Origin of the sequence: Siminovitchia sp. FSL H7-0308 (genome assembly GCF_037980985.1) — a bacterium.
In the GTDB taxonomy this organism is placed as follows: Bacteria; Bacillota; Bacilli; order Bacillales; family Bacillaceae_C; genus Siminovitchia; species Siminovitchia thermophila.
Genome location: NZ_CP150282.1, coordinates 999125 through 1025602, shown reverse-complemented (window position 1 = coordinate 1025602; position 26478 = coordinate 999125). Strand labels below are relative to the sequence as shown.

Genomic DNA, 26478 nt, shown 5'->3' with positions numbered 1-26478 from the left:
TTCCCATTATTGTTTTACCCAGATGGCGAAGTGGGGATCTTGCTGCTGATCAATCTGATTCATGTTAAAATACAGAAAAAGAAAAATGCCGACTGAAGGAGATTATGTATGTGCATTATATTTGCCGCCTACAAATCCCACCCTGATTTCAACCTGATTGTCGCCGCAAACCGTGATGAATTTTACAGCAGGAAAGCGGCTCCGGCCCACTTTTGGAAAGACGACCCCAACATTCTTGCGGGAAGAGATTTGGAACAAATGGGTACATGGATGGGCGTAACATTAAGCGGCCGATTTGCGGCTTTGACAAATTATCGAGATCCAAACGAAGAACAGGCAAACAAACAGTCCAGGGGACACATCGTCCGAGATTTTTTATCGGGATCGGAAGAACCGGAACATTTCTTGGATAGTCTCCAAAGCAAGAAGAAAAACTTTCGCGGGTTCAATCTGCTCGTTGGAAATCAAAGCTCACTGATGTACTATTCCAATATCGAAAACAAAGCAAAAGCACTGCGCCCAGGAGTTTACGGCCTGAGCAACCACTTGCTGAATTCCCCTTGGCCTAAAGTGGAAAAAGGAAAGGCATCTATGCTCAAATTAATAGCTGAGAAAACAATAGATCATGAAAAATTGTTTGAAATACTCCGTGACGATGAACCTGCACTGGAGGACGAACTCCCTAAAACCGGAGTTCCATTGGATTTAGAAAAAACGCTTTCATCTATCTTTATCCGAAGTCCCCATTATGGAACCCGCTGCTCGACAGTCCTTACAGTCAGTAAGAAGGGGGAGGTGCAGTTGATTGAACGAACCTATTCAAACCCTTCGGAACATGAACGCCGTTTTCAGTTTAAGATAAACGAATTTTCATAACGGAAAATTCAGATATATCCTTTATATAAAAAGCTGTTTCCGGGTTGATGTGCCCGTTAAACAGCTTTTTATTTTTTAGGCAAGTGTATGACGACTCCTTGAACAACACGAATATTTTCATCATCTACTTGTCCTTCTTGTTCGTCCTCTTTTCTGCTCCAATTTTTAACGAGGTAAAATAAAGCAATTCCATAACTCGCGAGTTGGATCGCTTTAAGCAGTCCCCCGCCAAGCTGCTGGTCATACACAGCCGTTATCGACGGAATAAACTGGGTGGCGGTCGCTTCATAAATCGGGTAATGCACCTGATGGATGATAATCAATAAATAAATTCCGATCGGCATGAGCAAAACCGCGTTTAAAAAGATATAAGCCACTCTTGTGAAGTAAGAAAACTTGCTTATTTCCGGAAGCGGCATAATAATCGTCCACCACATTAAAAAGCCCATAAACATTAAAAATAATTGACTTATAATGGAAAGAAGCAAACTTTCGTGGACGATGTTGAAAAACCTCGGAACAAAATAAACGGTCAAGGCACCGTTAAATAAAAGCGCCGCCATCCAAGGATGACCGAACAACTTAATCGCAAATTTTAAACGATGATTCCAGAAATACTTTCTGGCCCACTCGGCCGGCATGCTTAAAATGAGAAGCGGCAACACAATAAATAGAAGCGCCATAATTTCAAAGACGTGGGCACTAAACAAAAATGTGTCGGCAATCACTTTCACCGGGCTTCCTTTCACAATATAAAAGATAAAAGCGGCGATAAAAAAGTATGTGACTTGCCTTTTGGTCACGACATACCGGGAAGAGCTGGCCACCTTTTTATAATATAAAAATGACAATAGAACTACAGCAACAAAAGTAACGGGGCTCCACAATTCTAACCAGGAATAGCCTGAAAGAATAGTCGTGTTCAAGTAATTGGTCCCTCCTCTCCCGCATTACTCGACTTGCCTGCAGCACATTTTATTATTATCTTATCATGTATTTTCCGGTGCCGAAACCTTTAGATGACAAATCCGTGAACAATAGATATAATCGGGTTTTTAATGAAAATCTGGGATAAATTGGAGTGCGTGCCGGCTCTTTTAAACCACTTTATATCGAAGGCTCTCCCATATGAATTCCATAGATTGACTTTTTAACGCCGGCGATTCGAATTTTGCCAAGTGCAAGGCGAGTGTTTTAGATGGAATCCTTCCCGAAAGAAAATTCCGGGGCGATTATGCCCCGGAATGTGTGATTAGCTTCTTAATTCCGCCCCCGCTTTTTTCTGGACAGCCTCCACTACTTTAGAATGGGCTGCCGCCACTTCTTCGTCGGTGAGCGTTTTGTCAGGAGCAGCAAAAGTCAGTGAGAATGCGATCGACTTTTTGCCTTCCGGCATATGCTCTCCTTCATAAAGATCAAAGACATATATATCCTTGAGCCATTTCCCGCCCGCATCCTTGATAATAGATGCCAATGTGCCGGCATCTACGGCCTTGTCAACCACAAGCGCGATGTCCCTTGAAATCGCCGGAAAGCGAGGAATCGGCTTGTATCGCAATTCCGGATGCTCATAATGAAACAGCGGTTCAGCCATCAATTCGAACAAAATCGTATTTTTTAAATCGAACTCTTTTTGCAAGTGTGGATGCAGCTGGCCGACAAATCCAATTTCTTCGCCGGCTAAATAGATTTGCGCCGTACGACCGGGATGCATGCCTTCAATTTGTGCAGGCTTCCATTCGATGTGGGGATCCACGCCGAGCTTTTTGAATAACGCTTCTAAAATCCCTTTTGCCACGAAAAAGTCAACCATTTTTTCTTCCCCTTGCCATGGATGGTCAACCCACATTCCTGTCATGGCCCCAGCGATATGTTCCCTTTCTTCTGGTTGGCGCCCTTCTCCTTCGTTTAAGAAAACGGAGCCGATTTCGTAAAGAGCAACTGATTCATTTTTCCGGGCAATATTGTACGACAAGGATTCCAGTAATTGGGGAATCAGGCTTAATCGCAGTCGGCTTCGCTCCTCACTCATCGGCATAGAGAGCTTTACCGGTTCCCGATGTTCAAGAGAGAACATCACTGATTTGGCTTCACTTGTCAGCGAGTACGTAATCGCTTGGAATAATCCTGCCCCTTCAAGGAAGTCTCTTGTCATTCTCCGGTTTCTTTGTGCTTTGGTCAACCCACCGGGAGTTGCCTCTCCTTTTGGCAATGTTTTTGGCAAACGATCATAGCCATACAACCGGGCCACTTCTTCAATTAAATCTTCTTCAATCGAAATGTCGCCGCGTCGTGTTGGGACTGTGACTGTAATAAGGCTGCCTTCGATTTGAACCCCGAATTTTAAACGCTCAAAAATCTTCTTCACTTCATCCATACTAATTTCCGTACCAAGTACACGATTGATTTTTTCTAAAGTAATGGACACAACCGCCGGCTCAATCGATAAATGATTCGCTTCGACAAGCCCTGTCAACACATCTCCGCCTGCATATTTGGCCATTAATTGCGCCGCCCGCTCGGCCGCGGGGCGCACCCGTTCCGGGTCAACACCTTTTTCATAACGCTGGCTTGCTTCACTTCGAAGGCCGTGATACTTTGAGGTATCGCGAATGGATTGTCCTGAAAAATAAGCCGATTCTAGTAAAATCGTTGTCGTATCGTCGTTTACTTCCGAGTCGGCGCCCCCCATAACACCCGCAAGTGCTACTGGGACTTTTCCGTTTGTGATGACAAGCTGTTCGGAAGTCAATGTCCGCTCAATTTCATCCAATGTAACGATTTTCTCCCCTTCGCGGGCACGACGAACAACGACTTCTTTGGAGCCGAACAGGTCATAATCAAAGGCGTGCAGCGGCTGGCCATATTCAAGTAAAATATAGTTTGTAATGTCAACAACATTGTTATGTGGCCGGATACCGGCTGCCATAAGACGCATTTGCATCCAAAGCGGCGACGGTCCGATCTTCACATTTTTAATGATTTTGGCTGTATACAACGGATTATCCTCGGGTGCTTCTACTTTGACGGAAATCATACTTTCCGCTTTCTCGTCTGTTTCGTTGATTTCAATATCCGGCAAGTTGACATCTTGGTCAAGGATGGCCGCTGCTTCGTATGCCATGCCCAGCATACTGAGGGCATCTGCCCGGTTTGGCGTTAAATCAAGCTCAAGTACTTCATCATCCAAATTGAGCAGTGGTATCGCGTCGGTGCCGGCTTCGACGTCATCCTTGAAAGCGTAAATACCGTCTGCGAACTCTTTGGGAACGAGCTTTCCTTCGATCCCAAGCTCCTGAAGGGAGCAAATCATGCCGTTTGACTCTTCTCCACGGAGCTTCGCTTTTTTAATTTTAAAATTGCCTGGCAGAACAGCCCCAACTTTTGCAACGATGACCTTCTGTCCTTTTGCGACATTTGGTGCGCCGCAGATGATCTGGACAGGCTCGCCTTCTCCAATATCCACGAGACATTTTTTGAGTTTATCCGCTTGGGGATGCTGTTCGCATTCAAGGACTTCCCCTACGACAATTCCTTTCAATCCTTTGCTGAGCTGTTCTACCCCGTCTACTTCAATTCCGCTTCTCGTTATTTTTTCCGCCAGTTCGGCGGCTGTTATATTTCCCAAGTCAACGTATTCTTGCAGCCATTTATAAGAAACTAACATGTGTTTACCCTCCCGATCTATTCTTGGACAGCGAATTGTTTAAGAAAACGAATATCATTTGTATAGAAATGGCGAATGTCATCAATTCCATATTTCAGTATGGCGATTCGGTCAGGCCCCATTCCAAACGCGAATCCTGTATATTTTTTCGAATCAAAACCGGCCATTTCCAGCACGTTCGGATGAACCATGCCCGCCCCCAAAATTTCTATCCAACCCGTTTGTTTACAAACGCGGCAACCGTCGCCCTGGCAAATTTTACAGGAAATATCCATCTCGACGGATGGTTCCGTGAACGGGAAAAAGCTTGGACGCAAGCGAATTTCCCGATCTTCCCCGAACATTTTTTTCGCAAACACTTCAAGCGTTCCTTTCAAGTCACCCATTGTAATGTCTTCATCAACGACAAGCCCTTCGATTTGCATAAATTGATGGGAGTGTGTCGCATCATCATCGTCACGTCGATATACTTTTCCTGGACAGATGATTTTGACCGGCCCTTTCCCTTTGTGTTTCTCCATTGTTCGGGTCTGTACCGGCGATGTGTGAGTGCGGAGCATGATTTCCTCTGAGATGTAAAAGGAATCCTGCATATCACGCGCTGGATGTCCTTTTGGAAAATTCATTGCTTCAAAATTGTAATAGTCCAATTCCACTTCGGGACCTTCCGCTACTTTATATCCCATGCCGATAAATAAGTCTTCCACCTCTTCGATAATTTTCGTAAGCGGATGACGGCTCCCCATTTTAACCGGCCTGCCGGGAAGCGTAATGTCGATTGTTTCCGATTCAAGCTTCTTGCGAACAGCTTCTTGTTCCAATTCCTCATGTTTGTTTTCAATCGCTTTGGCAATCGTCTCTCTCACCATATTGGCGAGTGCCCCCATTTTTGGGCGCTCTTCCGCTGATAATTTGCCCATGCCCCGTAACACTTCCGTAATGGGCCCCTTTTTTCCCAGATACGCAACACGAACTTGATTTAACTCTTTTAAATTAGCGGCATCTTTAATTTCCACAAGCGCCTTCGTCTCCAAGCTCTTTAACTTTTCCTCCATTTATGAATTCCTCCTTCTTTTATTGCAAATAAAAAAAGCCCGCCCCCAAGCAAGGGACGAGGCTATGGTCGCGGTACCACCCTTATAAACATGTTATCATGTTCACTTCATTGTCATAACGGCCGTGCCGGGTCATCTTTACGCTGTTGTTTGCCAGACAGCGGTCCCGATGCCAACTCGAGAGATGAACTTCACCTGGATTGTCACTGAAAATGCTTGCAGTCAAGGCACTTTCTCCCTGTAAGTTTCCTCCGGTTACTTTTCTCCGTCATCGTTTTTCCATATAGATATTCACATTATAGCCGTTCATTTTGAAAAATTCAAATCATGTTCTTAAATGATACATAAGGATACCGGCAGCGACTGCCACGTTCAAGGATTCACTTTTTCCATAAATTGGTATATAAATGTTTTGATCGGTTATGTCAAGGATTCGTTCCGAAACACCGGCACCTTCATTGCCAACGATCAATGCAAATGATTCCGCTGGGCGTATCTCTTTGTAAGTGACCGCGTTGCGGAGTGCTGTACCGTAAACAGGGATGCCTTGGGCTTTTAATGGCGGAATCCATTCCAGTACATTGCCCGAGGCAATTTGGAGGTGAAAATGGCTGCCTTGGGCTGAACGAATCACTTTCGGATTATATAAATCCCCCGTACCTTCGCCAAAAATAACAGCCTCAACACCCGCCGCATCCGCCGTCCTGATCATGGTTCCGATATTTCCCGGGTCTTGCACGCCATCCAGCAGCAAAAAACGTTTGTTGACAGTTGGATCAGGCTTCACCAACTTTTTTTTACAAAGAGCGAACATACCTTGCGGAGTTTCCGTCCCTGATATCACATGGCAGATTTCCGGGGAAATGAACGTAATGGGAATATCGGCTTCTTTGACATATTCCGGGATCGGCTGATTGTGTTCAATCATCAGCTCGATAAGCTCATCTGTTTTTAGCGCTTCTTCTATCAGATGAGCTCCTTCGATCAAATAGGTCCCGGTTTGGTCGCGCCCTTTTTTTGTATGCAGTTTTTTCCACGCTTTGACACGCGGATTTTTCACAGATTGTAATACGTCCATGACAAAGTATTTCCTTTCTGGTTATATCCCGCAATAACGGATAGTCAGCCCCACATAATCTAAAGGGTATCGAAGGGATTATTCGGGACAACCGCCACTCAAAGTCCGATTGTTTCGGGTCGACAACAACGCACCAGGCATGGCATTTTTTCAATGATGGCAACCACAAACAAAGGAGTGGTGATAGGCAAAATATACGAGTGCAAGCGAAGCGGCAAAGCGGAAATTGACGCATCGTCAGGGCTTGAAAAAAGCGCGAGCTTTAAGATAAGGATAGCTCTTAACAGGAGTTATGGGTGCTTAAGGGTTGCAGACTCATAACGCCGCATCGCGAGCGCCTTCCCCCTTCTGATTAAAGTTTCGCTTTATCATTGTACATAATTCTGACCGTTTGCGAAAAGCTAATAAAAAGATTTGAAAAGGAGTCTAAAGGATGGATATAAATATTCGAAAAGCCGTAATCCATAACGTATCAGATAATGACCAGGCGCAATTGCGGGATACGATCGTTGATGCCATTCAGCGCGGAGAAGAAAAATTGCTTCCAGGGCTAGGTGTTCTTTTTGAAGTCATTTGGCAACATGCTGATGAACAAGAGAAAAGCAATATGCTCGAAACATTAGAACAAGGCTTGAAACAGTAAAAGCGGCATAAAAGCCGCTTTTTTGCTTTAAAAAAGCATCTTGAATGTTAACAAGCCGTAGTGCGCGGCTACACCAAAAACAATAGACCATAACGCCAAGCTGCTTGTCATCCACAGCAGTGTCCAATTTCTCGTTGCTCCAAGGGTTAGACCAATGAAAGCCGCAATGTGAATACCAATGAAAATCGGTCCAAGCAAACTAAGGCCCGGCAAACCATATTTATTCCAAATTCGCTTCGCTCTCTCCAGCCGCTTCCCGGATGTTTTTTGCTCCCCTTTTTTTCTCACCCAAAAATCCTTGATTTTATCAAATAAATATACGAGTAAGATGATTGTCGACAAATTACCAAGAAAAGCCACAATCACAACATAAGTCGACGACAAACCCCGGATGATGCCAAGCGGTATGACGGCAGCCACTTCAATCCATGGTACAGCTGCCAATAAGAAAATAATGACATATTCCCATATACTTCCCATCGTTTCTCCTCTGCAATAAAAAATCACGAATGAACATTCCCAAATTTTATTGCTTTAACCAATGTTTTCGAGCACTACCTGATTCTCTCCGTGCTCCATCATCCATAAATGATGTGCTTTGCCGTCTCCCGATCCAATCTTTTAACGACCTCTGTAATCAATTTCACCGTATTTTCATAATCATCACGGTGCAAAATGGCTCCATGTGTATGAATGTAGCGGGTTGCGATCGTAATCGCTATAGATGGCACACCCTCTCCGGTCAAATGCGTAGCTCCGGCATCGGTTCCGCCACCGGGCATAGCATCAAACTGGTAAGGGATGTCATGCTCGTCAGCGGTCTTTGTGACAAAATCCCGAAGCCCTTTATGAGATACGAGGGAAGCATCGTATAAAATAATTTGCGGACCTTCACCTATTTTTGCTTGGGCTTCTTTTTCCGATACACCGGGTGTATCTCCGGCAATCCCTACATCCACCGCGATGGCAATATCAGGTTGAATGCGGTTAGCCGCAGTTTTAGCACCTCTTAAACCGACTTCTTCCTGGACAGTGCCCACTCCGTACACGACGTTTCCATGCTTTTCATCTTTTAGGTTTTTCAAGACATCTATCGCAATAGCGCAGCCAATACGGTTATCCCATGCTTTCGCCAGCAGCATTTTTTCATTTTTCATTACTGTGAATTCAAACGATGGCACAACCATGTCTCCGGGACGGACTCCCCACTCTTTTGCTTCTTCTTTGCTGGATGCGCCAATGTCAATAAACATATCTTTTATATCAACCGGCTTTTTTCTCGCTTCAGGAGATAATATATGGGGTGGCTTGGATCCGATCACGCCCGTTATGTCACCGTTGGCCGTCACAACCGTTACCCGCTGTGCCAACATCACCTGTGACCACCAGCCGCCAACCGTTTGAAAGCGCAAAAATCCTTTGTCATCAATTTGCGTTACCATGAAGCCAATCTCATCCAAGTGCCCGGCAATCATGATTTTCGGGCCATTTGTTTCACCCGTTTTTTGGGCAATCAAGCTTCCAAGGCCATCAGTGCTGATTTCATCACAATAGGGAGCTATGTACTTTTCCATCACTTCGCGCGCTTCCCGTTCATTTCCGGCAATTCCTCTTGCATCCGTTAACTCTTTCAGCATTGTCAGCGTCTCATCTAATTGCTTCATTTTATTTCATCCTCCATTGATCGAAACTTATAGTTAAATGGCTGAAACGAAAAAAGCGATCTTAATATCCTTCATCTTGCCGTTTATAGTTTACCTTGTTTTTCATTTTATAAGCTTCTTGCACTTCATCCATCGAAAATCCGAGTGAATGTCCCAAAACAAAGTATCTGCGGAGTAACTGTTCATAATCTTCCGCGCTCCTCGATTGGCGCAGAGCGTTCACACGTTCAAATACCGCAAGGAATCCACGGACTAAATCTTCATTTCCTTCATGAGATATAATAGAGAACTCCCTTTCCTCCAACCCGAGATCCAGCCCGATCGATAAAATAAAATGTATGCCATCGACGAATTCCTCTAAGATCTTTTCCCTTTCCGCTGCCGGCTTTTTGCTCCAAAATTTAAAGCATCTTGTTTCATTCGCCAATTCTCCGATTTCTACTAGTAAAGCCAATATTTTTTTGTCTGTTACATCTTCTTTCTGTAAACCATGATTTGTTTCTATATAACGGTCCAGCTCCCGCTGCATGGTAAACCAATCCTGAAAAGTCATTTTTTGGCTCACTCCTCTTTTTTAAAAAATTATACCAGAAATGAAACCTTTTCGCTTGTTTGTACGTATATGGGGTATTGATATTGAATGGGAGGAATCGTCATGATTTTGCTGTTTAGGATCGCTATTTTGGCACTCATTATTTACTTATTTTATACAGCAATCAAGTTTATTATTGATCCAAAGAGGAAGCTGGAAAGCGCCCATGAACAGAAGCGATTCTTTTTTTATGATATCCCTGACAACATAAGAAAAAATTTTCTCATTACTTATAAAGGTGTCATGTTTGAGGGAGAAAAATATTTGGGGACGACTGACAAGTCATTTGAAGTCGTATCCATTTTTGTTTTTCCACATAACAATGATTTACTTCATGGATTGGGTTATGAAGATTTTGTTTTTATTGAAAACGAAATCAAATTGCGTTATCCAAATGCAGTAATTGACTGGAAAAGCCCGATCAAAGAATTGCTGAAAAAAAACAGAGCGGACTAATTTATGCCGAATGGTGGCCAAAAAAATCAGACCATTTAATGACACTGACCCTTTCCCTTAGAATATAAACCAAAATGAATAAAGATATAACAATCATTATGGCCATGAACGGTGAAAAGCTGGTAATAAATTCTCCAAATACAGTGTAGAAAAAAGCGAGCGGAACATTCGTTGCAACTGCTCCCCTCATAAATCCGCGAAAATCAGGCCGCCTTTCCAATAGACAAAGGTTGAGCAAGTGATAATGAAAAAAAGGAATGAGCCTGAGGACCGCAATTTGGCCGACCGTCATTTTTGTATAGGGACCGAACCATTTCGTTTTGATGGACATGAGTTTGGACCGTGTCCTGTGAAGCTTGCCGATGCCAAAATAAAATACGGCCGAAAGTACGAGCAATCCTGCCAATGAATAAGCCGTTCCCAACAAACTTCCAAACATCATACCGCCAGCCATGCAAACAAATGCAACTGGAATAAACATAAATTGCCTGACAACATGAAAAAAAATAAAGATCACGGGGGCTAACATTCCGCTATCCTTCACGAGTGAAAGCATTATAAATAATTGCTCATTCAAGGTGATCACCTGCTTTCCTCTACAATTGTATTTTCATGTTGTTTTGGTTATGACTGATGGCCAAGAAGTAACAAACGGCTTAAATCGTGTTTAGCCACGTACGGATAAATCGGATCGAGCTTACATTTTAAAGTAGGTTGTCGAGCTTCCGAAACGACCGTATACCAATTTCCCTCCGTTATAACGTATATTATTCATTCCTGTTGACAGCCGGAGCCAGGTCGGGAAAATGGATGACCGCATTGAAGGCCTACAAATCCGAGGCGGTGATGGTAGCTATCCGAGCTGCACGTGCTACAGCGGGGAAAGATAAAATCGTTATTGTTACAGGTGCGTTTCATGGGACTTTTGATGGAGTCGCAGCACAAAGGGCTTATACTACAAAGTTTTTAAACAGCACACCAATTAGTTTAGGAACACTATAAACAAAACTTTGCCGAAGATATTATTGTTTTAAAATATGGAGATCATGCGGGAAGTTTCACTTTATTCGTTATTGATCAGAAGCACTATTCCACCTCCCCCCCGGTTAGCGAGGCATAAGGTTTGTATGCATATCAGCCATGAATCTATCATCATATAAAATGAAGTGATGGCCAAACACGCCAGGCTGTATGGAATGAAGCGTAAATCCATAGTGGCCAGCCTTATCTGATCTGCTTGCCAAACGGCCAAGAGCGATTAAGTATTCAAATATGTACGACCAATTCCCTCCAGTGTGGACAAAGTTTCTCCGCGACTGTACAGAAGAGGAACAGAAAGCTATTCTTCGGTTATTGGGAAAGCTTCTGAAAAAAAGTGACTTTTCTCTGTTAAACGAAGCGTTGGCTCTGGCTTGGGCCAATGGCCAGCCAAGTGCCGAAGAGATCCAGCACACTTTTTCTCTCTGATTCATCAGGAAAGCCGACATATCTTCCTTCTTTTTTGTTTATATGTCTTTTACTTTCCTAATATTTGAAATTCTCTTTATAGACAAAAGAGTGTTTCAGGATATGTTTTTAAATAAGTTATGATATGTTGTATTAAACCGAGCTTAAATTTATTCTGGAGTGGAGGGGATCTTTTGGCTCCATTTATTTTAGTAATCATTTCTATTATTGGTTATTTCATTATCTTAAATAGTAAAGTTGAGAATAAGGGGTTAATCATTTTTGAAAAAGTGATATCATCTTTAATTTCGGCATTACTAATTTCATTGTATTTCGCGCAATTAGGTTATACTCCAGTAGAAAATCGAGAAATAGGCGTTCCCTATAGTTCTTTTGAAGAACTATTCGGTATTTATCTTACTTTTTTCTTGCCTGTTTATTTAGTGTATGGAACCGTCCTATCTTATTTTATAGATTATAAATCTGCAAAGCTAGAGATACACAATTTATTTTTAACGTATGTTGTGAAACTTATTGGATATGCTTTAGGAGGCATCTTAAGTGTAGGTGTATTATTAATTTTAATTTCCACCTCAACTTCTATGTTAAATATTGATAACCCATTTAGTATATTAGCAAGCTTAGCAAGCGGAATTGTGCCATCACTACTTTTGTATCACGTTTCCTTACTTGTCAATCTTTTTTTAAAAACACTAAAATTTTATAAGTGAGATGATTTCCTCTTTGTTTCTTACCTTATATCCCACTAGATCTTCTACAGTCATTCCATCCACTCCGGCTGCACCTTTATTCCTTTTCACCTGCTTGAATGCTTGATTGAGGTGTTCTCTTTCCAGAATTTTGTCGAGTAGTTTTTCTTCGTACACGCTCGTTATTTCATCTCTGTCTCGTGAAGTTGGTATCCACTTTTACGCATCATGCCAGTGGTCTTTTTTCCTCTTCCAATCAAGATTTCTAAAACGATAAAATGGTTCTCAGCCTTTCGCTCCTTCTAACTTTCATTAGACTTCTTCACTACTACGTCTTCTGCTGACTTCTCACTATCCAGTCTTACATCGCTATAAGATTTTGGCGCAGATCAGTGAGACCGCGCGAACTCTTTCCCTCCATCTATCTGCCATATATACACCGTATGATCAGTCGTAGCTATCGGACTTTAACTTCTTTTGCAGTCTTATCCTCGTACGTTGCCTCTTATAGATTTCTGTTCGTCAGACCAGAGGTTTGCCTCGAACTTCCTTCAGATTCCACGTCCCATGTACACCCTTGCCATTAGCTAACAGTTCCTACTGCCAAGCCTGTAGTGGACTTTCACCACCAAGTTATAGCCCATGCCGGGCGCAAATAAAAAAAACCATCCCATTATGATGGCATGGTTTTTCATTTACATGTTTACAATGCAGATTTTGCTTTGTTTGCCAGTTCAGCAAATGCTTTTTCGTCAGAAACAGCAAGGTCTGCAAGCATTTTACGGTTTACTTCGATGCCGGCTACTTTCAAGCCATGCATTAAACGGCTGTATGAAAGACCATTCATGCGGGCAGCGGCATTAATACGTGTAATCCATAGTTTGCGAAAATCGCGCTTTTTGTTTCTGCGGTCACGATACGCATACATATAGGATTTCATGACTTGTTGATTGGCAACTTTAAATAATCTATGTTTAGAACCGTAATATCCTTTAGCTAATTTTAATACTTTTTTGCGACGTCTGCGAGTTACTGTTCCGCCTTTTACACGTGGCATTTGATTTCCCTCCTATGATGAATTGCTCAATGAATTATTTAATATTGTCAAGAAGGTGACGGATTCTACGGAAGTCACCCTTTGAAACGAGCGCTGATTTGCGCAATTTGCGTTTTTGTTTTGTAGATTTATTTGCAGCCAAGTGGCTTGTGTATGCATGTGAACGCTTCAATTGGCCTGAAGCTGTTTTCTTAAAGCGCTTCGCCGCGCCGCGGTGTGTTTTCATTTTTGGCATGTCAATTTCCTCCTCAAAATTACTTTTCCGTTTTCGGTGCTAACACCAAGAACATGCTTCTGCCGTCCATTCGCGGTTTTGACTCGACCGTAGCAACATCGTTGCATTCTTCGGCAAATCGGTTCAAAACTTTCTGGCCAATCTCCTTATGGGTAATGGCCCGTCCCCGGAAGCGAATGGAAGCCTTCACTTTATCTCCTTTTTCAAGAAACTTTCTTCCATTGCGGAGTTTCGTGTTAAAATCATGTTCATCAATTGTGGGACTGAGGCGAACTTCCTTCACATTGATCACTTTTTGATTTTTGCGTGCTTCTTTTTCTCTTTTTTGCTGTTCAAAACGATACTTACCATAGTCCATAATTCTGGCTACAGGCGGTTTCGCATTCGGTGCAACAAGCACGAGATCAAGGTTAGCGCGGGCAGCAATATCAAGCGCTTCATTTCGGGATTTCACTCCGAGCTGATTGCCATTTTGATCAATGAGACGAAGTTCACGGGCACGAATGCCCTCATTTACAAACATATCTTTGCTAATAGTTAGCCACCTCCAAGTTTTTTTAAGAATACTTTGTTTGGTAAAATGGGCTGTTCGATCGTTCCTTCACTTGCTTGTTCGCCTATTTTAAAAACATCCAAAACAAAAAAGCACGGGTATGCAGAGGACCCGCGCTATTATCACTTATCATGTAAAATGTGAAAAATAGATTATGAATTCGTAACCTGTCAACAGCCAAATTGCGTCAATCAGGCGAGAAGCGGGCAGCTCCTTCTTACACAAACGAGTATTCGATTCACCTTAGTAAATTTACCATATACAAGAAGTTTTGTCAAATGACATTTGTTATAAATAATAATTGTCCATGTTAAAAATTATGCCATTCCAAATGGCACTTCATATCGCTTGATATAGTGACGACTGCTTTTTGTCTTTTACAATCCTTGTTTTCGATTTTCCCTATGGGAGAGCCTGGATGGAAATTGTAACCATGATTTATCGGCCAAGTGCGTAGCTTGTCGCATTCTATGTGAGTGCGTGTATTGAAATCAGTTGACCATCCAACTATTGTCTCCATTCCGTCAGTCGCACTCTACCTAGAGGAGTGTTTTCACAATTTAGTATGCATTGTAACAGAATATAAGAGATTAAAACCGAATACATACCTCTAACTTTTTTAGAGGGGTCAAATGCTTATTTGCTTTCAGATGATTTCGTTAAACAGTTCCAACTTTTAGTGGTTTTTCCAGCACCATTAGGGCCTAAAAGTCCAAATATTTCTCCTTTTTTTACTTTAAAAGATACATTATCAATAATTATTTTTGAATTCATTTTTTTATGCAGGTTTTTAATTTTTAAGACCTCATTCATTATTATCCCCCTTATTCAGATTAATAAGGACAGTCATGCCTTCTTGAATAGAACCTCCTTTTCACTTGTCGTCATTTTTAAACATTTATTAAAGCACCTCTCGCTTTCTCCACAAGAAAATGCCAATCAGCCCACAAAAAACAACAATCAGCATATTACTAAGAAAAGCCGTAATAAAGGCTGTCTGATCTGCTGGCAAAGACATTGTACTGACATAAAAGAATGGAGCAAACATTCTCGGCATAGTCGTATACACATATGCGATGCTAGTCCCTATACCGAATAGAACAAAACTGATGTACAAATAAGTTTTATTCAACGGGAAAAGTAAGATTATTTGCAGCATCATAAATAAGGCATATAATCCACTAATAAATATCACACTTATCCGAAATAACATCGTTTTGACAGAAAGAGAAGCATTCACCCAATACGGGTAAAACTGCAAACTGTACGTGCTGAAATTCCAATTGTTTTCAAATAACAAACAACCAATCAACAGATGTAGAAAAACGAATAAGAGAAAAAGAAGAACACTTAAGATACTTTGCATCATACACGTAATTCCCCATATAATGACTCGTTTTTGCAATCGCGGCAACACGTAGTTAAACAACTGATCAACAATGGTTGATGAAAGTAAGGAGAAATAAAGAAAAATGAACATGAAAAGTAGCCATGATAAGATAAATGTAAATAATGTCGGACTTTGCCAACCACCAACCGTAAACATCAAAAAGTCTAATGCGTTTCCTTCTAGTTCATAGATTAAGAAATATTGACGCAACCGCAACCCTTGTAAGAAAGCAAGAATAATGAAAAAAAGCAACAGTATGATACTTGTTTTTTTCGTAAATATCGACCTTAATTGCAGGAATACGAGTGCTTTCATTTACTGGTCCTCACTTTATTTATGTCACTGGATCGTATTTTCCACATCATTAGTCCAAAAGAAAAAATAATCCCGATGATCAAATACGCACTGGAAAATGCGTTTGTAAAGTAAGGGACCGAGATCCCAAATGGGGCATAGTTTGCATGCATACCGACAACATATTGTGTAAAAGGTAACCAAAGTAAAAAAGGACTGCCGAGTACATAAAAAATATTATGTATAAAGCCGAGCAAAATGATTACAGCCACCGCAATACCAGCCCCTCTTGTATAAACAGAGATAACAAGCGTCAGCATTCCGATAAAAGTTAGACCAAGTATAAACGTTGTTAGGATCATGACATATGTCATGATGGAACTAGCACGTTGGTCTGCTAAAAAGAGATAATGGTATGTTTCTCCGGAAAAAGGAATACGGAAAACAGCCACTACAAAGAGTGCGGTAATGACAACTAAACATGTAAAGATAATGGCCATCAAAAAAACAATGGCGCATTTCGTGATAAGATAATGAAAACGACTTTCCAATCTGGAAAGTATAAGATATATAAAGCCATCATCAAAATCGGCTGTGATTAAATCTGCAATCAACACAGCAAACAAAACGGGAAATATAAAAAACATCACAAATTGTGCTGAATTAAAAAGGCCGACTATATAATCCTGTACGGTTAGGACTGCCCCTTCTGGGATTAAATCCAATAATTCTAAAAGAGTATAGACATTTTTCTTATTAAAAATAGCATTTAATATGAGTATACCTGTGACAACGGCTAGTCGTTTCCAACAATGCCTCAAATATTTGGCGATTTCAAAAGGCATCATGATGATTTTTTATCCTTTAATAGTTGATAGTCTAATTGCAAATCATCAAAAAATGAATGGAGCTCTTTTTCTGTTTCAAAAGGTATACGAATCACCGGGTTTCCGTCCAGTCTTTCACCAATACGGGCATTTGTTTTTATTTGTAGCACTTTCTCTACATCTTCTAATTTTTTTAGCATTACTGTGTAATAACGCATGTTTTCTTGTAATACAACGGTCTGATTTTCGATCTTAAAGACACGATCACAATAATTTTGGATATCCTCCATACTATGAGAGACAAATAAAAAGCTTGTACCTCTTTTTTTACACTCGTCAATAATGTTTCCGAATAACGATATTCCTTCTTTATCTAACGCGTTAGTCGGCTCATCAAATAAAATAATTTCTGGTCGCTCCATAATTGCTTGCGCTATCCCAAAGCGCTGTTTCATCCCTAATGAGTAAGCTTTCACTTTCTTTTTATTATTTGGATCAAGGCCCACTTGTTTTAGCGCATGATAAATATCTTCCTTATCAATTTGATTCCTAATTTTTGATAAATAATAAAGGTTGTCAAAACCGGTTACATTTTCTAAAAATGTCGGTGATTCAATAAGCACCCCTATCCCGCCAGGTAAATTCCCTACTAATCCTGGTTGGATAGATTTGCCGTTTATAAGGATCTCTCCCTTTGAAGGGTAACTTAAGCCTGCTGCAAGTCGAAGGATAGTTGTTTTTCCAGATCCATTCGCGCCTATAATACCGACAACTTCTCCAGCACGCACTTCAAATGTGACATTTTGTAGAATCGTTTGTTCGCCTATGCTTTTATCGACGCGATGAAATACAATTCTATTCTCTTCTGTCATTCATATCTTCTCCTTTTATAATAACAAAAGCTTTTCTCTTTGAAATTTCCATTCAAACAGCCAAATGACGAATAGATAACTCAGCCCTCCCAGCGCGATCCAATATAAAGGTATAACAGCCCAGTAAAATGTGCTTGTGATATAATCTCCAGCCATAGCCATTGGAGCAAAATCATAAAAAAAAGCTCCTAATTTTCCATCAAGGAAAAGCGGAAATGACATGAAAATTTCTGATAGTCCGATGAAACAAACATACGGAAGCATGATCGAAACATAAAGGTTCTGAAAAATAATGCCAATGATTATCGTCAAACAGCTATAGAAAAAAGCCATAAGCGCACTATTAAGGATAATGAGCAAACAATATATCCATGGATTATGTACCAATAAATCCGTTGCATAATTGATGTTATCAACACTCGGCTTCGTTAATGGAAAAATCAATAGCAAGCTGATAAACAGGAGCAATTGGCAAAAAAAGAGAAATAAAAAACTGCTGAAACCAATCGATAGCACTTTACTGCGAATATACTGCCGCAGACTTGTCCTCATCAAACTATAAGATAATAGACTGGAGCGCCTTTCTTTGATAAAAAAATCTCCTGTTGCTAATGTGACCAGCAAAGGCAGGAAAACCATTAAAACACCAGACCCTCCACCTTGAATCATAACAAAGTATTCAAAAGCGGACGTCGGTGTAAAATAAGGATTCCCAACGGGTTCTTCACTGCGAATGAACAAAATATTGCCCGCAGCAATTAGAAGATAGAAAAAGAACGCCATCCACGTAAACTTTTTCTTTATCAAACTTTTTAAACAATCTTGTATAAATCTATAAATCATGTGCATTCTCCTTAATGCAGTTGTTTAATGGGTAAAAGGGAGTGACTAATCTCCGGCCTTCACATTAGTACGTTAAGGTTCGAAACAGGGCAGCTCATTTAAACTTGATGACGCGAAGTTCTCATTTATGTTAACTAGATTTCCTTCTTATGCCATCCTCTGCTTCACCGTCCTGCAGCCACGAGATTGACCAATAGTCACCACAGAAGACTGGATACAAATATGCTGTTCTCTCTCAATTTTTCAGCCCTTCCTGTCCATCTTTAGCTGGACGCAGTACTTCCGCTCTTCTGACTTCTGATAGTTCAACTGTCCATCGCACTGGACAGGTTACCAAGGGAATTGGGCGTGTCCATCAAACCTCCCTAGGTAAGAATCGTAGTCTTTCCCTCCTTCTGTCCACTTCATTTAATGGATATAACCTTTGTTTTGGTTTGGAAAAATTACCAATCATCCCCAGGTCTTATTATAAAATTCGTGTCCCTCGGACTGGAAGTTTGCCGCCCCCTTCCTTCAAATCCTACTTTACGCGGGATTTCTTGCGTTAAGCTTACATTACTTCTGACTACATGGATGGGACTTGCCCCCTGTAGACTGGCTTATGCTGGGCGTATCAAGAAGAAGAAAAAGCATCAAAGCACGTTTGATGCTTTTTCTTGAAAATTATGGCTCCCAACTTAAGGTAACTCTGTTTGTACGCTGATTAATAATAGATGAGCGAAAAGCTCCTTTTACCTTTGCCCCTTTGGCACCCGTAACGTGGGTATTTGTAATGGTCTTATTTTTTGTGTGGGTCTTATTTGAAGATAATTTCACATTCCTAGGACTCGCAATATTCGAAACAACATCATATTTAGGTTTAGACACTCTCGTTTTTTGTACATTTGATGTCGCAGTTCTCTCTACTGTGTACCACCAACCATTACGGGGTAATGTAATGGTGCTAGTATACCAGGCTGCCAAAACTTGACTAGATAACATGATAGTCACCATTGAAACCATAGCAAAGAGCATTAAAGTTTTTTTCTTCAGCTTAATTTTCCCCATTACTACACCTCTCCCCTTCTTATTTTCCTAAGATTCAGTCACTTTTGAAAAGTGAACTCCCTTGGATTTGTCACTTAAATAAGGTTCCAGTTCCTCTTAGTCTATAATCAAACATACTGCCTAAAAGGTACTGAAAGAATCCCCTCTCTTTCAAAAAACCCTCCCTTCCTATTCATAAGGGAACTCTCTTTTTCGACAAATGCAAATTGAATCTTACTTATGATTATTGCATACATCCTCTCTAATTACACCGTAAATCAACTTGCGGTTTGCCGCAATTAACCTGCGGTTTGCCGCAATCGTTCTTGATGTAAATGAAGTAGTAATTGGTGTATTCCAATTTACTAAGGAATTGATAAAAAATATGATAGATTTTAATGTTGAGTTATGATCCTAATGCTGTCCATCGCAAAAAAGCAAGCTTATGTGTTGGAGTAGTTTATCGATAATGAACATAATTAATGTGGATAATTGAGAATAATTAACGTAATCTAGCACTGTTATAATAGGGCTTTCCTTTGTAACCAGAACAACAGCAATTATAGTACCAACGAAACCACAAAGTATGCCATGTACTTCATGCTGATCACATTAATCATTCCCCTTTATGAACGCACTCATCAAGAGGCCTTTTACTTTTTGATGTAAGGCGAATCGCGCATGTATACAGAGGAATACTTTTAAGCTAACCCTAGTGCACTCGTATAATTGACTGGTTGATAACTAAATCTTCACGATCTGATTGGTAAAAAACAAGCATTGATACCGATAATTAGTATTGTGCCCTTGCGTTTTTTCATTAACGGCACCTACTTGTTTCTATACGCTTTTACTGTTTTATCGTAAGTGCTGAACTTAGTTTATCAGCAAGTATATTTACCTTTGCCAGGCATCGCCTGCATCAAAACAGCCGGAGGATGTTTTTTGTGATTTAACAGTCTCATTCCATTCGATCCTATGATCGTATGGCCCTTTGTAACTGCTTTGCATCATGATTAGGTAATTATACTGCCATTTGAGCTTCTGGAAGTTTGTATCTGTTTTAGCTTTTCATCTTTCTAAAGCTTTTTTTATGTATTTTTCCAAAGTGTTGATCAGGAATATATTGAAAACTTTGTACTTGAATTATCGTTTTCTAAACTAAAATTCACGCATTAGCCGTCATCCATGTCCGCGTCACTTTGACCATTTCAGTTGACCTCTCTACTCCTTAATGATCCACTAAAGCTGTAAGCCTCCTCCCTAATTTTCACATAGCTTTCAGGAATTTTCACCGTAAATCATGTTGCGGTTTTCCGCAAAGTATTTCGGTAGTATCAAAAAAAAGACACTTGGATTAGTCCCGTACCCTACAACCTCCCTGCGTCTATTTTTTCACAGAGAATAGTGATAATAGTCCAAGTTCTTCTGCTTTTAACAGCGCTTCTGTTCTTGAGCCAACGCCAAGTTTTGAAAAAATCTTGGTTAAGTGGTATTCAACACTTCTTTGACTCATAGACAGTTCTAGGGCAATCGCTCTGTTCGTATGGCCTTTAGATATACCTTCTAAAATTTGTTGTTCTTTTCTGGATAAGCTGATACTTCCCAAATGTTGTTTTCCTTTATTGACTGATGGAGCCGCTTCCACTCTTTTTAATTGTTTTAATAATTGGATAGGAATGACTGCCTCATCCCTCAAGGAACATCTAATGGCGGTCAATAATTGTTCCCGTGTGGAGGTTTTGCTGATAAATCCCGATGCGCCTGCATCCGTAAGCAAATTAAAATGGGAGATGACGTCATATCCTGTGTAAATAAGAATATTTGCATCCGGATCGAATTCCAGAATCATTTTTGTCAATTCAATTCCGTTCATCTTCGGCATATATAAGTCGATCAGGTACACATCATATGTTTCTTTTTTCAATACTTCCGTAATTTTATCACTTTCTGTTAACACTTCAGCCTCCATGTCTTGTTCTGACTCAATAATGGCCCTGGTTCCTTCTCCCATGGCAGGGTGGTCATCCACAATTAACACTTTGATCAATCTCATTATCCCCCTGTCTATATAAGATTTGAACTTTTAGCCCTTGATTTTGCGCCGATTCGATCTTTATCTTGCCGCCCATGGAGCGCACACGCTCTTTGATCCCGTATATTCCCATCGTTTTGAAGGAATCATTTAGTTCGCTCATACGAATGCCGATCCCGTTGTCTATATAGGACAACATGAAGCCACGGTTGATTTTTTTCAACGAAATACTCACTTCAGAAGCTTTCGAGTGCTTCATGGCGTTATTCAAAAGTTCTTGAATCACTCTATAAACAGTTAACTCATCTTCTGGAACCATCCTTTGAATCGTAGGGTCCAAATCCGCATGCAGGAGAAAGTTGGAACGTAATTTGACACGCTCGATTAAATTTTGAATCGATTGAATTAGACCTAATTCACTAAGAAACGGTGGCCTTAATTCGTTACATGTCTCTCGGATAAGATGTATATTATCAAGAATTGTTTCTTTCACGTGGTACATACTTTCTTTGAGATAAGGATCTGTCATTTTGGTTTTGATTGCTTCAATGTCCCTTAGGAGCTGCAATTGATCCTGCAAAATGGTGTCGTGAAGATCGATCGACAAATTCATTCGCTCTTTTTCCGATAAAGAAAATAAAAGCCTGGACAGCCACGAAGGATAGGAGTCGTTTTCATTTTGTCTTGTTTTATGGTAATGTTCGATTTCTTCAAACAATCCTTCTATCAGTTTGAAGTTCTCAAGCAAAACACTCGAAAAATAGGCGATATTTTCCAGCCAAATTTTTTCTTGAATATTCAAAGTGGTCTTATACTTTTTCAAACCACAGAAAATAATTTCTTTCACATGATAATGTTCGCCAATGACAACACAAAACCCCGTCTGAACTTCTATAAGTGAACCGGGGTGGCAATTTCTCCAATTCACTTGTTCTATTTCTTCGCTGAAAGAGAATTCTTGTTGATTCTTTACAATCCATCTGTTTAGATCTTTATTTTCCTGGATATTGATATAATGAACTTCTTTTACCCTTAATACCTCTTTTATTTCTCTCAGCAAACTTGCGATAAACCCATTTACTTTTGTTTCGTGTTTCGCCTTTTGAAAAAAATTGTGAAGGTTTGCTTCAACATGATTCTTTTGGCAAAATAAATGATGTCTCAAACGATAATCGATATATTCCTTAATGTACAAAAATAAAATCGCTACAATAAAGAACAAGAAAAAAAATAGGAAAGCGGAACCGGAAAGGATCTTCATATCGAAAACTGTGATTAAAATAATGATTGCAAAAGTAGTCAAAGCAAACGAAAGCAGCGCATAATACTGGAGCCTGCCGAGTAAAAATTCAATGTCAAACAGCTTTTTTGCTCTTTGTAAATAAACGAAAGCAAGTGGGATAACCAATAAAAACATGGATGCCAATTCAGCGGAAACAAAACCTTTCCCCCAAAAAATGTGAGGGATTGCATATAGAATGATAAAAGGACTAAATGCAATCACGAAGGCAGTCAAAAGAATTTGGATGATCGTTTTACCTTCGGAATGTTTATACTTATAGTACAATCTTGCTAAAAGAAAAAGCAACAAGCATACTAACAAAATGAAAAAACCCAATTCAACCATTCTCGTGAAAGCACGGGGCTCGCCATTAAAAAAGAAGTGGCTCGTGAGCACTAGAAAGTAAGCAATATACAATATGTTTATCATGCGATCTTTTACAAACTCGAGATGATGTTTCGAAAAATAACTTTTCAAAAAATGAATCAGTAACACCAATGAACCCGGAAAGGTCACTGTTACTGTCATTCTTCCGACCAAGTCGGCCCTAGCGGATACCGGAGCGCTTAAATAACATAATCCCAATGAAAAGAGAAAGCATATGAGGATCATGGCCGAGCTTTCTTCTTTATTTGCGCAATAAAAATACAGCCCCAAAAAGAATGTCGCAAGGCAAAGTAAAAGGGGCAGAAATAAATACATGAAATACTGAATGTCTACATCTTTATAAGAGATCGCATATGTATTCGTATTCGCTTGCTGATCAACGATTGTAATGGACTTGGCCTTCTCCACATAATTAAACCTGGCAACCGTTTTATGCTCGCCAGGGTCAATGCCATTAATCGCCTGAATAATATCGCCTTTTTCAATTTGATTTTTAGAAGCCCACCCCTTATCATACACTTGCCCTACGACCCATTTTCCGTTTTTATGCTCAACGTCTATACCAATTAATGGATATTGAAGAATCAATAAACCAAAATATAAAATCAGCGCCATCTTTAAAAATACCATTATTGAGAAAATAACATAGGATTTCTGAAACCGCTTCACTCTTATCACCTTAGATAACCGGGCTGTTCCATGCAAGGATTTTATTTCCAAAAACGTGCTTTGGGGACAATGCTTTCTCCAAAGAAAACATCCTTGATTGCTGTTAGTTGTTCTTCATTCACGCCAATCAAACTCGCACTGCCCTCTTTCACCTTGACTAAAATATCCGGGTTGTTTAATAAGTATTGTACCATTTCTATCATTGTTATTTCCCCTTTCTATCAAATTATATAGTCAGATAGTTGATGAATATATTTGCGTTCGACATCCAGCTTGTCCAGCAGACTCTTCGCCTGTTGTTGATACACTTTTTTCATAATTTCAGTATAATGGAGCGCTCCGCTCTCTATGATCAATTTGCTTATTTGCTCCCGCTTGCCCAGCAGTTCCTCTTTTTCAACCGTGCCTTGATAATAAGCACGAATTATGTCCGCGTCATTTCCATCAAGATGTAATAAGTAAATGATAGGAAGCGACATTTTTCTATTTAATAAATCGTTCTTTCCTTCCCAAGTTTTTAAATCTGAGAGGTCGTTATTTAATTGACCGATCAATCCTATGAACTTGGGATATTGTCTTATCTCTTGCGGATAATCATCACGGACCAACACGGCCCCGGACAAACAAGCGAGCGATACCAATGCCCCCGATTTTTTTAACGTCATTTCAAGATAATCCTGTTCTGTGCGGCAATGGCCCAGAAGATCCATATGCTGCCCATTAATGGCAAGTAGCGCGTAATCCAAGAGGATAGATACGGCTTTTTCTTTATTCTGCAATTTTGATTTTCTAATGACATGTACGCATAAAAAAATCATTGCGGTAGATGCATTTAACGCCACGCTGGGCTCCTGCATCCAAAGCTTTAAATCGTCATCACCATCCTCTACATCATCCAAGATATCAAAAGACAACACCAATAGTTCAATCGCGGCTGCCACAGGGATTACTTCGCCCAGCTCCGATCCATTGAGCATTTGATAGTGTAAAATTGTCAGTTCTGCAAAAGGAAATCCTTTGGCAGATTGGGCAGCTACATATTTTTTGAGTGTTTCTTTTAAATCTTCTTGTTGAATTTCCTGATCTACGATCCAGTTTATTGAGTGTACGATTCTGTCTTCGACACTGGTCAACTTTCCTCCTCCCCGCTAGTAAATTGTTCCTATTATGTATATTTTAATACATTTAGCGGAATTTTGCCGCAACCTTCCTTGCGGTTATCCGCAAATCATATTGCGGTATATGACGTAATAGGCAAAAGGTTGCTATGTGAAAGTAAGTCTTTTTTCATATATTTGCTTTTCTTCTAGCAAATATCAACAGAATTTCGCTTAAGCTCGATCGTCCATTGAGCGCAAATATGTTACGGAAATCCGCAACTTGAATTACGGTGAAATCGAATAGTAACTATGTCATAATTTAAACAAAATATAAGAAAAACGGATGGCGTATGAATTTCTTCTTCCTTACGTGACATGAAGCGCGCTCTTTTTTATGTGAAACATTTTACAGAAGTAAATTATTAATTTTTCAAGCTCGATTTAGTTCATCACAACTGCGAATAGCTACAGAATTACGAAAACTGTTATTGAGATCGGCAATGCTCAGCAAAAGCATCAATTTTCTACATCTGGTAGCGGTCTCCAACACCAGTGTTCCTTTTTGGGGTTCTGTCATCTTCTTGTTCAATCGTAGAATTTTCGATTCGGAAGCTAATGAACTTTATCAATTGGATGTTTGCCCCCAGCAGCAATTTCTAAAAAATGGTACGAGAAAACGGAATCAGGCGTTGGATTTAGGAAAGAGGTGAAGCTCGTTGGAGATTCAGGTTCAAGGACTGACAAAGATCATTAAAAAACAGCCCATATTATCGAATGTGTCCCTTTCTTTCTCAGGTGTGTATGGTCTATTGGGACCAAATGGGGCCGGCAAAACAACGTTAATGAAAATATTGGCGGGATTGGCAAGTTTTCAATCTGGAAGCGTGTTCATTGGAGAGGAATTAATCAGTACAGCCACTTATGTGAAACGTACAAATCGTATTGGATTTTTGCCCCATGACTTGATGATTTACCCGGAGCTCAAGATGTATGATGTGCTTGAACATATTGCCATCCTTCAAGGAAGCGAGCTCTCTGCCACATACCACAAACAAATTAAAGAGGTTGCGGAGCAAGTCCATTTAACCGATCATTTATATAAGCAAATCCGGGAATTATCAGATGAAATGCGCCGGCGTGTCGGCATCGCACAGCTTTTACTTCGCAAGCCGTCGATCCTGCTTTTTGACGAACCGACCGCAGGTCTTGTTGGGGAAGAACGTGTGCGCTTTCACAACCTGTTAAAGCAGTTGGGGCAGCGTCACACTGTTATTATTTCATCGCATATTGTAGAAGATATTGAATTTCTGTGTACAAAAATTGGCATTATTCGCGATGGACAAGTGTTGTTTGAAGGCAGTCCGGAAACACTCAAAGAAAAAGCTGCGCATTGCACATATGAATTGTACGTTCCGCCTGCGGAGTTAGATGAAGTGATTGCGACTAAAGAAGTTGTACAAATGCACGAAGAACATTCCTATATGATTGTGCGTGTCCTATCAGATGAGCCAGTGGGCCGACCAGTTTGTCCCCGTTTGATGGATGGGTATCTCACGCTTTTAAAAGAGGTTCCCCAAGGCTTAAGCTGATTCATTTGTACATTCGATATTCAGTTGCTGCGGCTTTCCATTCCTGGCGCTTGCACGATGCGCCTTATTCATGAATACGATTTTTACCTTTCATCTTTACAGGTTGTTGGCTGTTTTTTTCATACAGCAGTA

Annotated in this window: 27 protein-coding genes, 1 pseudogene and 1 other annotated feature; of the genes and pseudogenes, 6 read left to right on the top strand and 22 right to left on the bottom strand. The window is 40.4% G+C overall.

Annotated elements, in window-relative coordinates; genetic code table 11:
• Positions 1 to 108: 108 nt before the first annotated feature.
• Positions 109 to 876, top strand: coding sequence for an NRDE family protein (locus MHB50_RS04910; protein WP_340084930.1), 768 nt, complete (start codon positions 109 to 111; stop codon positions 874 to 876).
• A 68-nt stretch (positions 877 to 944) separates the two neighbouring features.
• Here the strand turns inward: MHB50_RS04910 and MHB50_RS04905 are convergent, their stop codons facing one another.
• From MHB50_RS04905 to MHB50_RS04890, 4 genes are all read right to left on the bottom strand, one after another.
• A complete protein-coding gene (locus tag MHB50_RS04905) occupies positions 945 to 1802 on the bottom strand; it encodes a cytochrome c oxidase assembly protein (protein WP_340084929.1) in 858 nt (285 codons plus the stop codon).
• Between the two features lie 326 nt (positions 1803 to 2128).
• On the bottom strand, positions 2129 to 4543 hold the full coding sequence (pheT, locus tag MHB50_RS04900) for a phenylalanine--tRNA ligase subunit beta (protein WP_340084928.1): 2415 nt from the start codon (positions 4541 to 4543) through the stop codon (positions 2129 to 2131).
• Between the two features lie 17 nt (positions 4544 to 4560).
• Positions 4561 to 5598 (bottom strand): phenylalanine--tRNA ligase subunit alpha, encoded by a 1038-nt coding sequence (gene pheS, locus MHB50_RS04895; protein ID WP_339162281.1) that lies wholly within the window; start codon positions 5596 to 5598, stop codon positions 4561 to 4563.
• A 325-nt stretch (positions 5599 to 5923) separates the two neighbouring features.
• Positions 5924 to 6676: an RNA methyltransferase gene (locus MHB50_RS04890; protein ID WP_339162278.1), complete on the bottom strand. Its 753-nt coding sequence runs from the start codon at positions 6674 to 6676 to the stop codon at positions 5924 to 5926.
• Between the two features lie 433 nt (positions 6677 to 7109).
• On the opposite strand from MHB50_RS04890, the gene sspI reads away from it, so the two are divergent.
• The gene (gene sspI / locus MHB50_RS04885) at positions 7110 to 7319 is read left to right on the top strand and encodes a small acid-soluble spore protein SspI (RefSeq protein WP_339162277.1); all 210 of its coding nucleotides are present in this window, start codon (positions 7110 to 7112) and stop codon (positions 7317 to 7319) included.
• 27 nt (positions 7320 to 7346) lie between these two features.
• Here the strand turns inward: sspI and MHB50_RS04880 are convergent, their stop codons facing one another.
• The 3 genes from MHB50_RS04880 to MHB50_RS04870 form a co-directional block, all read right to left on the bottom strand.
• Complete coding sequence (locus tag MHB50_RS04880) at positions 7347 to 7799, bottom strand: small multi-drug export protein (RefSeq protein WP_339162274.1); 453 nt, start codon at positions 7797 to 7799, stop codon at positions 7347 to 7349.
• A 98-nt stretch (positions 7800 to 7897) separates the two neighbouring features.
• Positions 7898 to 8983, bottom strand: a complete 1086-nt coding sequence (locus tag MHB50_RS04875; protein ID WP_077110132.1) for a M42 family metallopeptidase — start codon at positions 8981 to 8983, stop codon at positions 7898 to 7900.
• A gap of 61 nt (positions 8984 to 9044) precedes the next feature.
• Positions 9045 to 9536, bottom strand: a complete 492-nt coding sequence (locus MHB50_RS04870) for a dUTP diphosphatase (RefSeq protein WP_077110131.1) — start codon at positions 9534 to 9536, stop codon at positions 9045 to 9047.
• Positions 9537 to 9638: 102 nt separating this feature from the next.
• Here MHB50_RS04870 and MHB50_RS04865 point away from each other — a divergent pair, with 102 nt between their 5' ends.
• Complete coding sequence (locus MHB50_RS04865) at positions 9639 to 10031, top strand: sigma-w pathway protein ysdB (protein WP_077110130.1); 393 nt, start codon at positions 9639 to 9641, stop codon at positions 10029 to 10031.
• Between the two features lies 1 nt (position 10032).
• Here the strand turns inward: MHB50_RS04865 and MHB50_RS04860 are convergent, their stop codons facing one another.
• Positions 10033 to 10608: a VTT domain-containing protein gene (locus MHB50_RS04860; RefSeq protein ID WP_077110129.1), complete on the bottom strand. Its 576-nt coding sequence runs from the start codon at positions 10606 to 10608 to the stop codon at positions 10033 to 10035.
• A 233-nt stretch (positions 10609 to 10841) separates the two neighbouring features.
• On the opposite strand from MHB50_RS04860, the gene MHB50_RS04855 reads away from it, so the two are divergent.
• On the top strand, positions 10842 to 11033 hold the full coding sequence (locus tag MHB50_RS04855; RefSeq protein WP_077110128.1) for a hypothetical protein: 192 nt from the start codon (positions 10842 to 10844) through the stop codon (positions 11031 to 11033).
• Positions 11034 to 11137: 104 nt separating this feature from the next.
• Here the strand turns inward: MHB50_RS04855 and MHB50_RS04850 are convergent, their stop codons facing one another.
• Positions 11138 to 11518 (bottom strand): hypothetical protein, encoded by a 381-nt coding sequence (locus MHB50_RS04850; RefSeq protein ID WP_340084927.1) that lies wholly within the window; start codon positions 11516 to 11518, stop codon positions 11138 to 11140.
• A gap of 153 nt (positions 11519 to 11671) precedes the next feature.
• On the opposite strand from MHB50_RS04850, the gene MHB50_RS04845 reads away from it, so the two are divergent.
• Positions 11672 to 12208, top strand: a complete 537-nt coding sequence (locus MHB50_RS04845) for a hypothetical protein (RefSeq protein ID WP_077110126.1) — start codon at positions 11672 to 11674, stop codon at positions 12206 to 12208.
• A 682-nt stretch (positions 12209 to 12890) separates the two neighbouring features.
• Here the strand turns inward: MHB50_RS04845 and rplT are convergent.
• The 13 genes and pseudogenes from rplT to MHB50_RS04780 form a co-directional block, all read right to left on the bottom strand.
• Positions 12891 to 13244, bottom strand: coding sequence for a 50S ribosomal protein L20 (rplT, locus tag MHB50_RS04840; protein WP_077110125.1), 354 nt, complete (start codon positions 13242 to 13244; stop codon positions 12891 to 12893).
• A 34-nt stretch (positions 13245 to 13278) separates the two neighbouring features.
• Positions 13279 to 13479: a 50S ribosomal protein L35 gene (gene rpmI, locus MHB50_RS04835; protein WP_077110124.1), complete on the bottom strand. Its 201-nt coding sequence runs from the start codon at positions 13477 to 13479 to the stop codon at positions 13279 to 13281.
• Between the two features lie 19 nt (positions 13480 to 13498).
• Positions 13499 to 14002 carry a translation initiation factor IF-3 gene (gene infC, locus MHB50_RS04830; protein ID WP_139345566.1) on the bottom strand — a complete coding sequence of 168 codons (504 nt, stop codon included), beginning with the start codon at positions 14000 to 14002 and terminating at the stop codon, positions 13499 to 13501.
• Between the two features lie 110 nt (positions 14003 to 14112).
• Positions 14113 to 14257: a sequence feature (ribosomal protein L20 leader region), on the bottom strand.
• A 453-nt stretch (positions 14258 to 14710) separates the two neighbouring features.
• A pseudogene (locus tag MHB50_RS04825) lies at positions 14711 to 14848 on the bottom strand (ATP-binding cassette domain-containing protein); the annotation flags it as partial.
• A gap of 85 nt (positions 14849 to 14933) precedes the next feature.
• Positions 14934 to 15737: a hypothetical protein gene (locus tag MHB50_RS04820; protein WP_077110122.1), complete on the bottom strand. Its 804-nt coding sequence runs from the start codon at positions 15735 to 15737 to the stop codon at positions 14934 to 14936.
• Positions 15734 to 16564, bottom strand: a complete 831-nt coding sequence (locus MHB50_RS04815) for a hypothetical protein (RefSeq protein WP_077110121.1) — start codon at positions 16562 to 16564, stop codon at positions 15734 to 15736. The genes MHB50_RS04820 and MHB50_RS04815 overlap by 4 nt, the downstream gene beginning before the upstream one ends.
• On the bottom strand, positions 16561 to 17415 hold the full coding sequence (locus MHB50_RS04810) for an ABC transporter ATP-binding protein (RefSeq protein WP_340084926.1): 855 nt from the start codon (positions 17413 to 17415) through the stop codon (positions 16561 to 16563). Before MHB50_RS04810 ends, MHB50_RS04815 begins: the two co-directional genes overlap by 4 nt.
• Positions 17416 to 17430: 15 nt before the next feature.
• Positions 17431 to 18258: a hypothetical protein gene (locus tag MHB50_RS04805; protein WP_339162261.1), complete on the bottom strand. Its 828-nt coding sequence runs from the start codon at positions 18256 to 18258 to the stop codon at positions 17431 to 17433.
• A gap of 663 nt (positions 18259 to 18921) precedes the next feature.
• Positions 18922 to 19305, bottom strand: coding sequence for a hypothetical protein (locus MHB50_RS04800; RefSeq protein WP_339162258.1), 384 nt, complete (start codon positions 19303 to 19305; stop codon positions 18922 to 18924).
• 1366 nt (positions 19306 to 20671) lie between these two features.
• On the bottom strand, positions 20672 to 21340 hold the full coding sequence (locus tag MHB50_RS04795; protein ID WP_321189655.1) for a response regulator transcription factor: 669 nt from the start codon (positions 21338 to 21340) through the stop codon (positions 20672 to 20674).
• A complete protein-coding gene (locus MHB50_RS04790) occupies positions 21309 to 23657 on the bottom strand; it encodes an ATP-binding protein (protein ID WP_139345565.1) in 2349 nt (782 codons plus the stop codon). Before MHB50_RS04790 ends, MHB50_RS04795 begins: the two co-directional genes overlap by 32 nt.
• 41 nt (positions 23658 to 23698) lie before the next feature.
• Positions 23699 to 23860, bottom strand: coding sequence for a competence pheromone ComX (gene comX, locus MHB50_RS04785; protein ID WP_083717317.1), 162 nt, complete (start codon positions 23858 to 23860; stop codon positions 23699 to 23701).
• An 18-nt stretch (positions 23861 to 23878) separates the two neighbouring features.
• The gene (locus MHB50_RS04780) at positions 23879 to 24790 is read right to left on the bottom strand and encodes a class 1 isoprenoid biosynthesis enzyme (RefSeq protein WP_077110116.1); all 912 of its coding nucleotides are present in this window, start codon (positions 24788 to 24790) and stop codon (positions 23879 to 23881) included.
• A 683-nt stretch (positions 24791 to 25473) separates the two neighbouring features.
• On the opposite strand from MHB50_RS04780, the gene MHB50_RS04775 reads away from it, so the two are divergent.
• A complete protein-coding gene (locus MHB50_RS04775; RefSeq protein WP_077110115.1) occupies positions 25474 to 26346 on the top strand; it encodes an ATP-binding cassette domain-containing protein in 873 nt (290 codons plus the stop codon).
• The last annotated feature ends 132 nt before the right edge of the window (positions 26347 to 26478 follow it).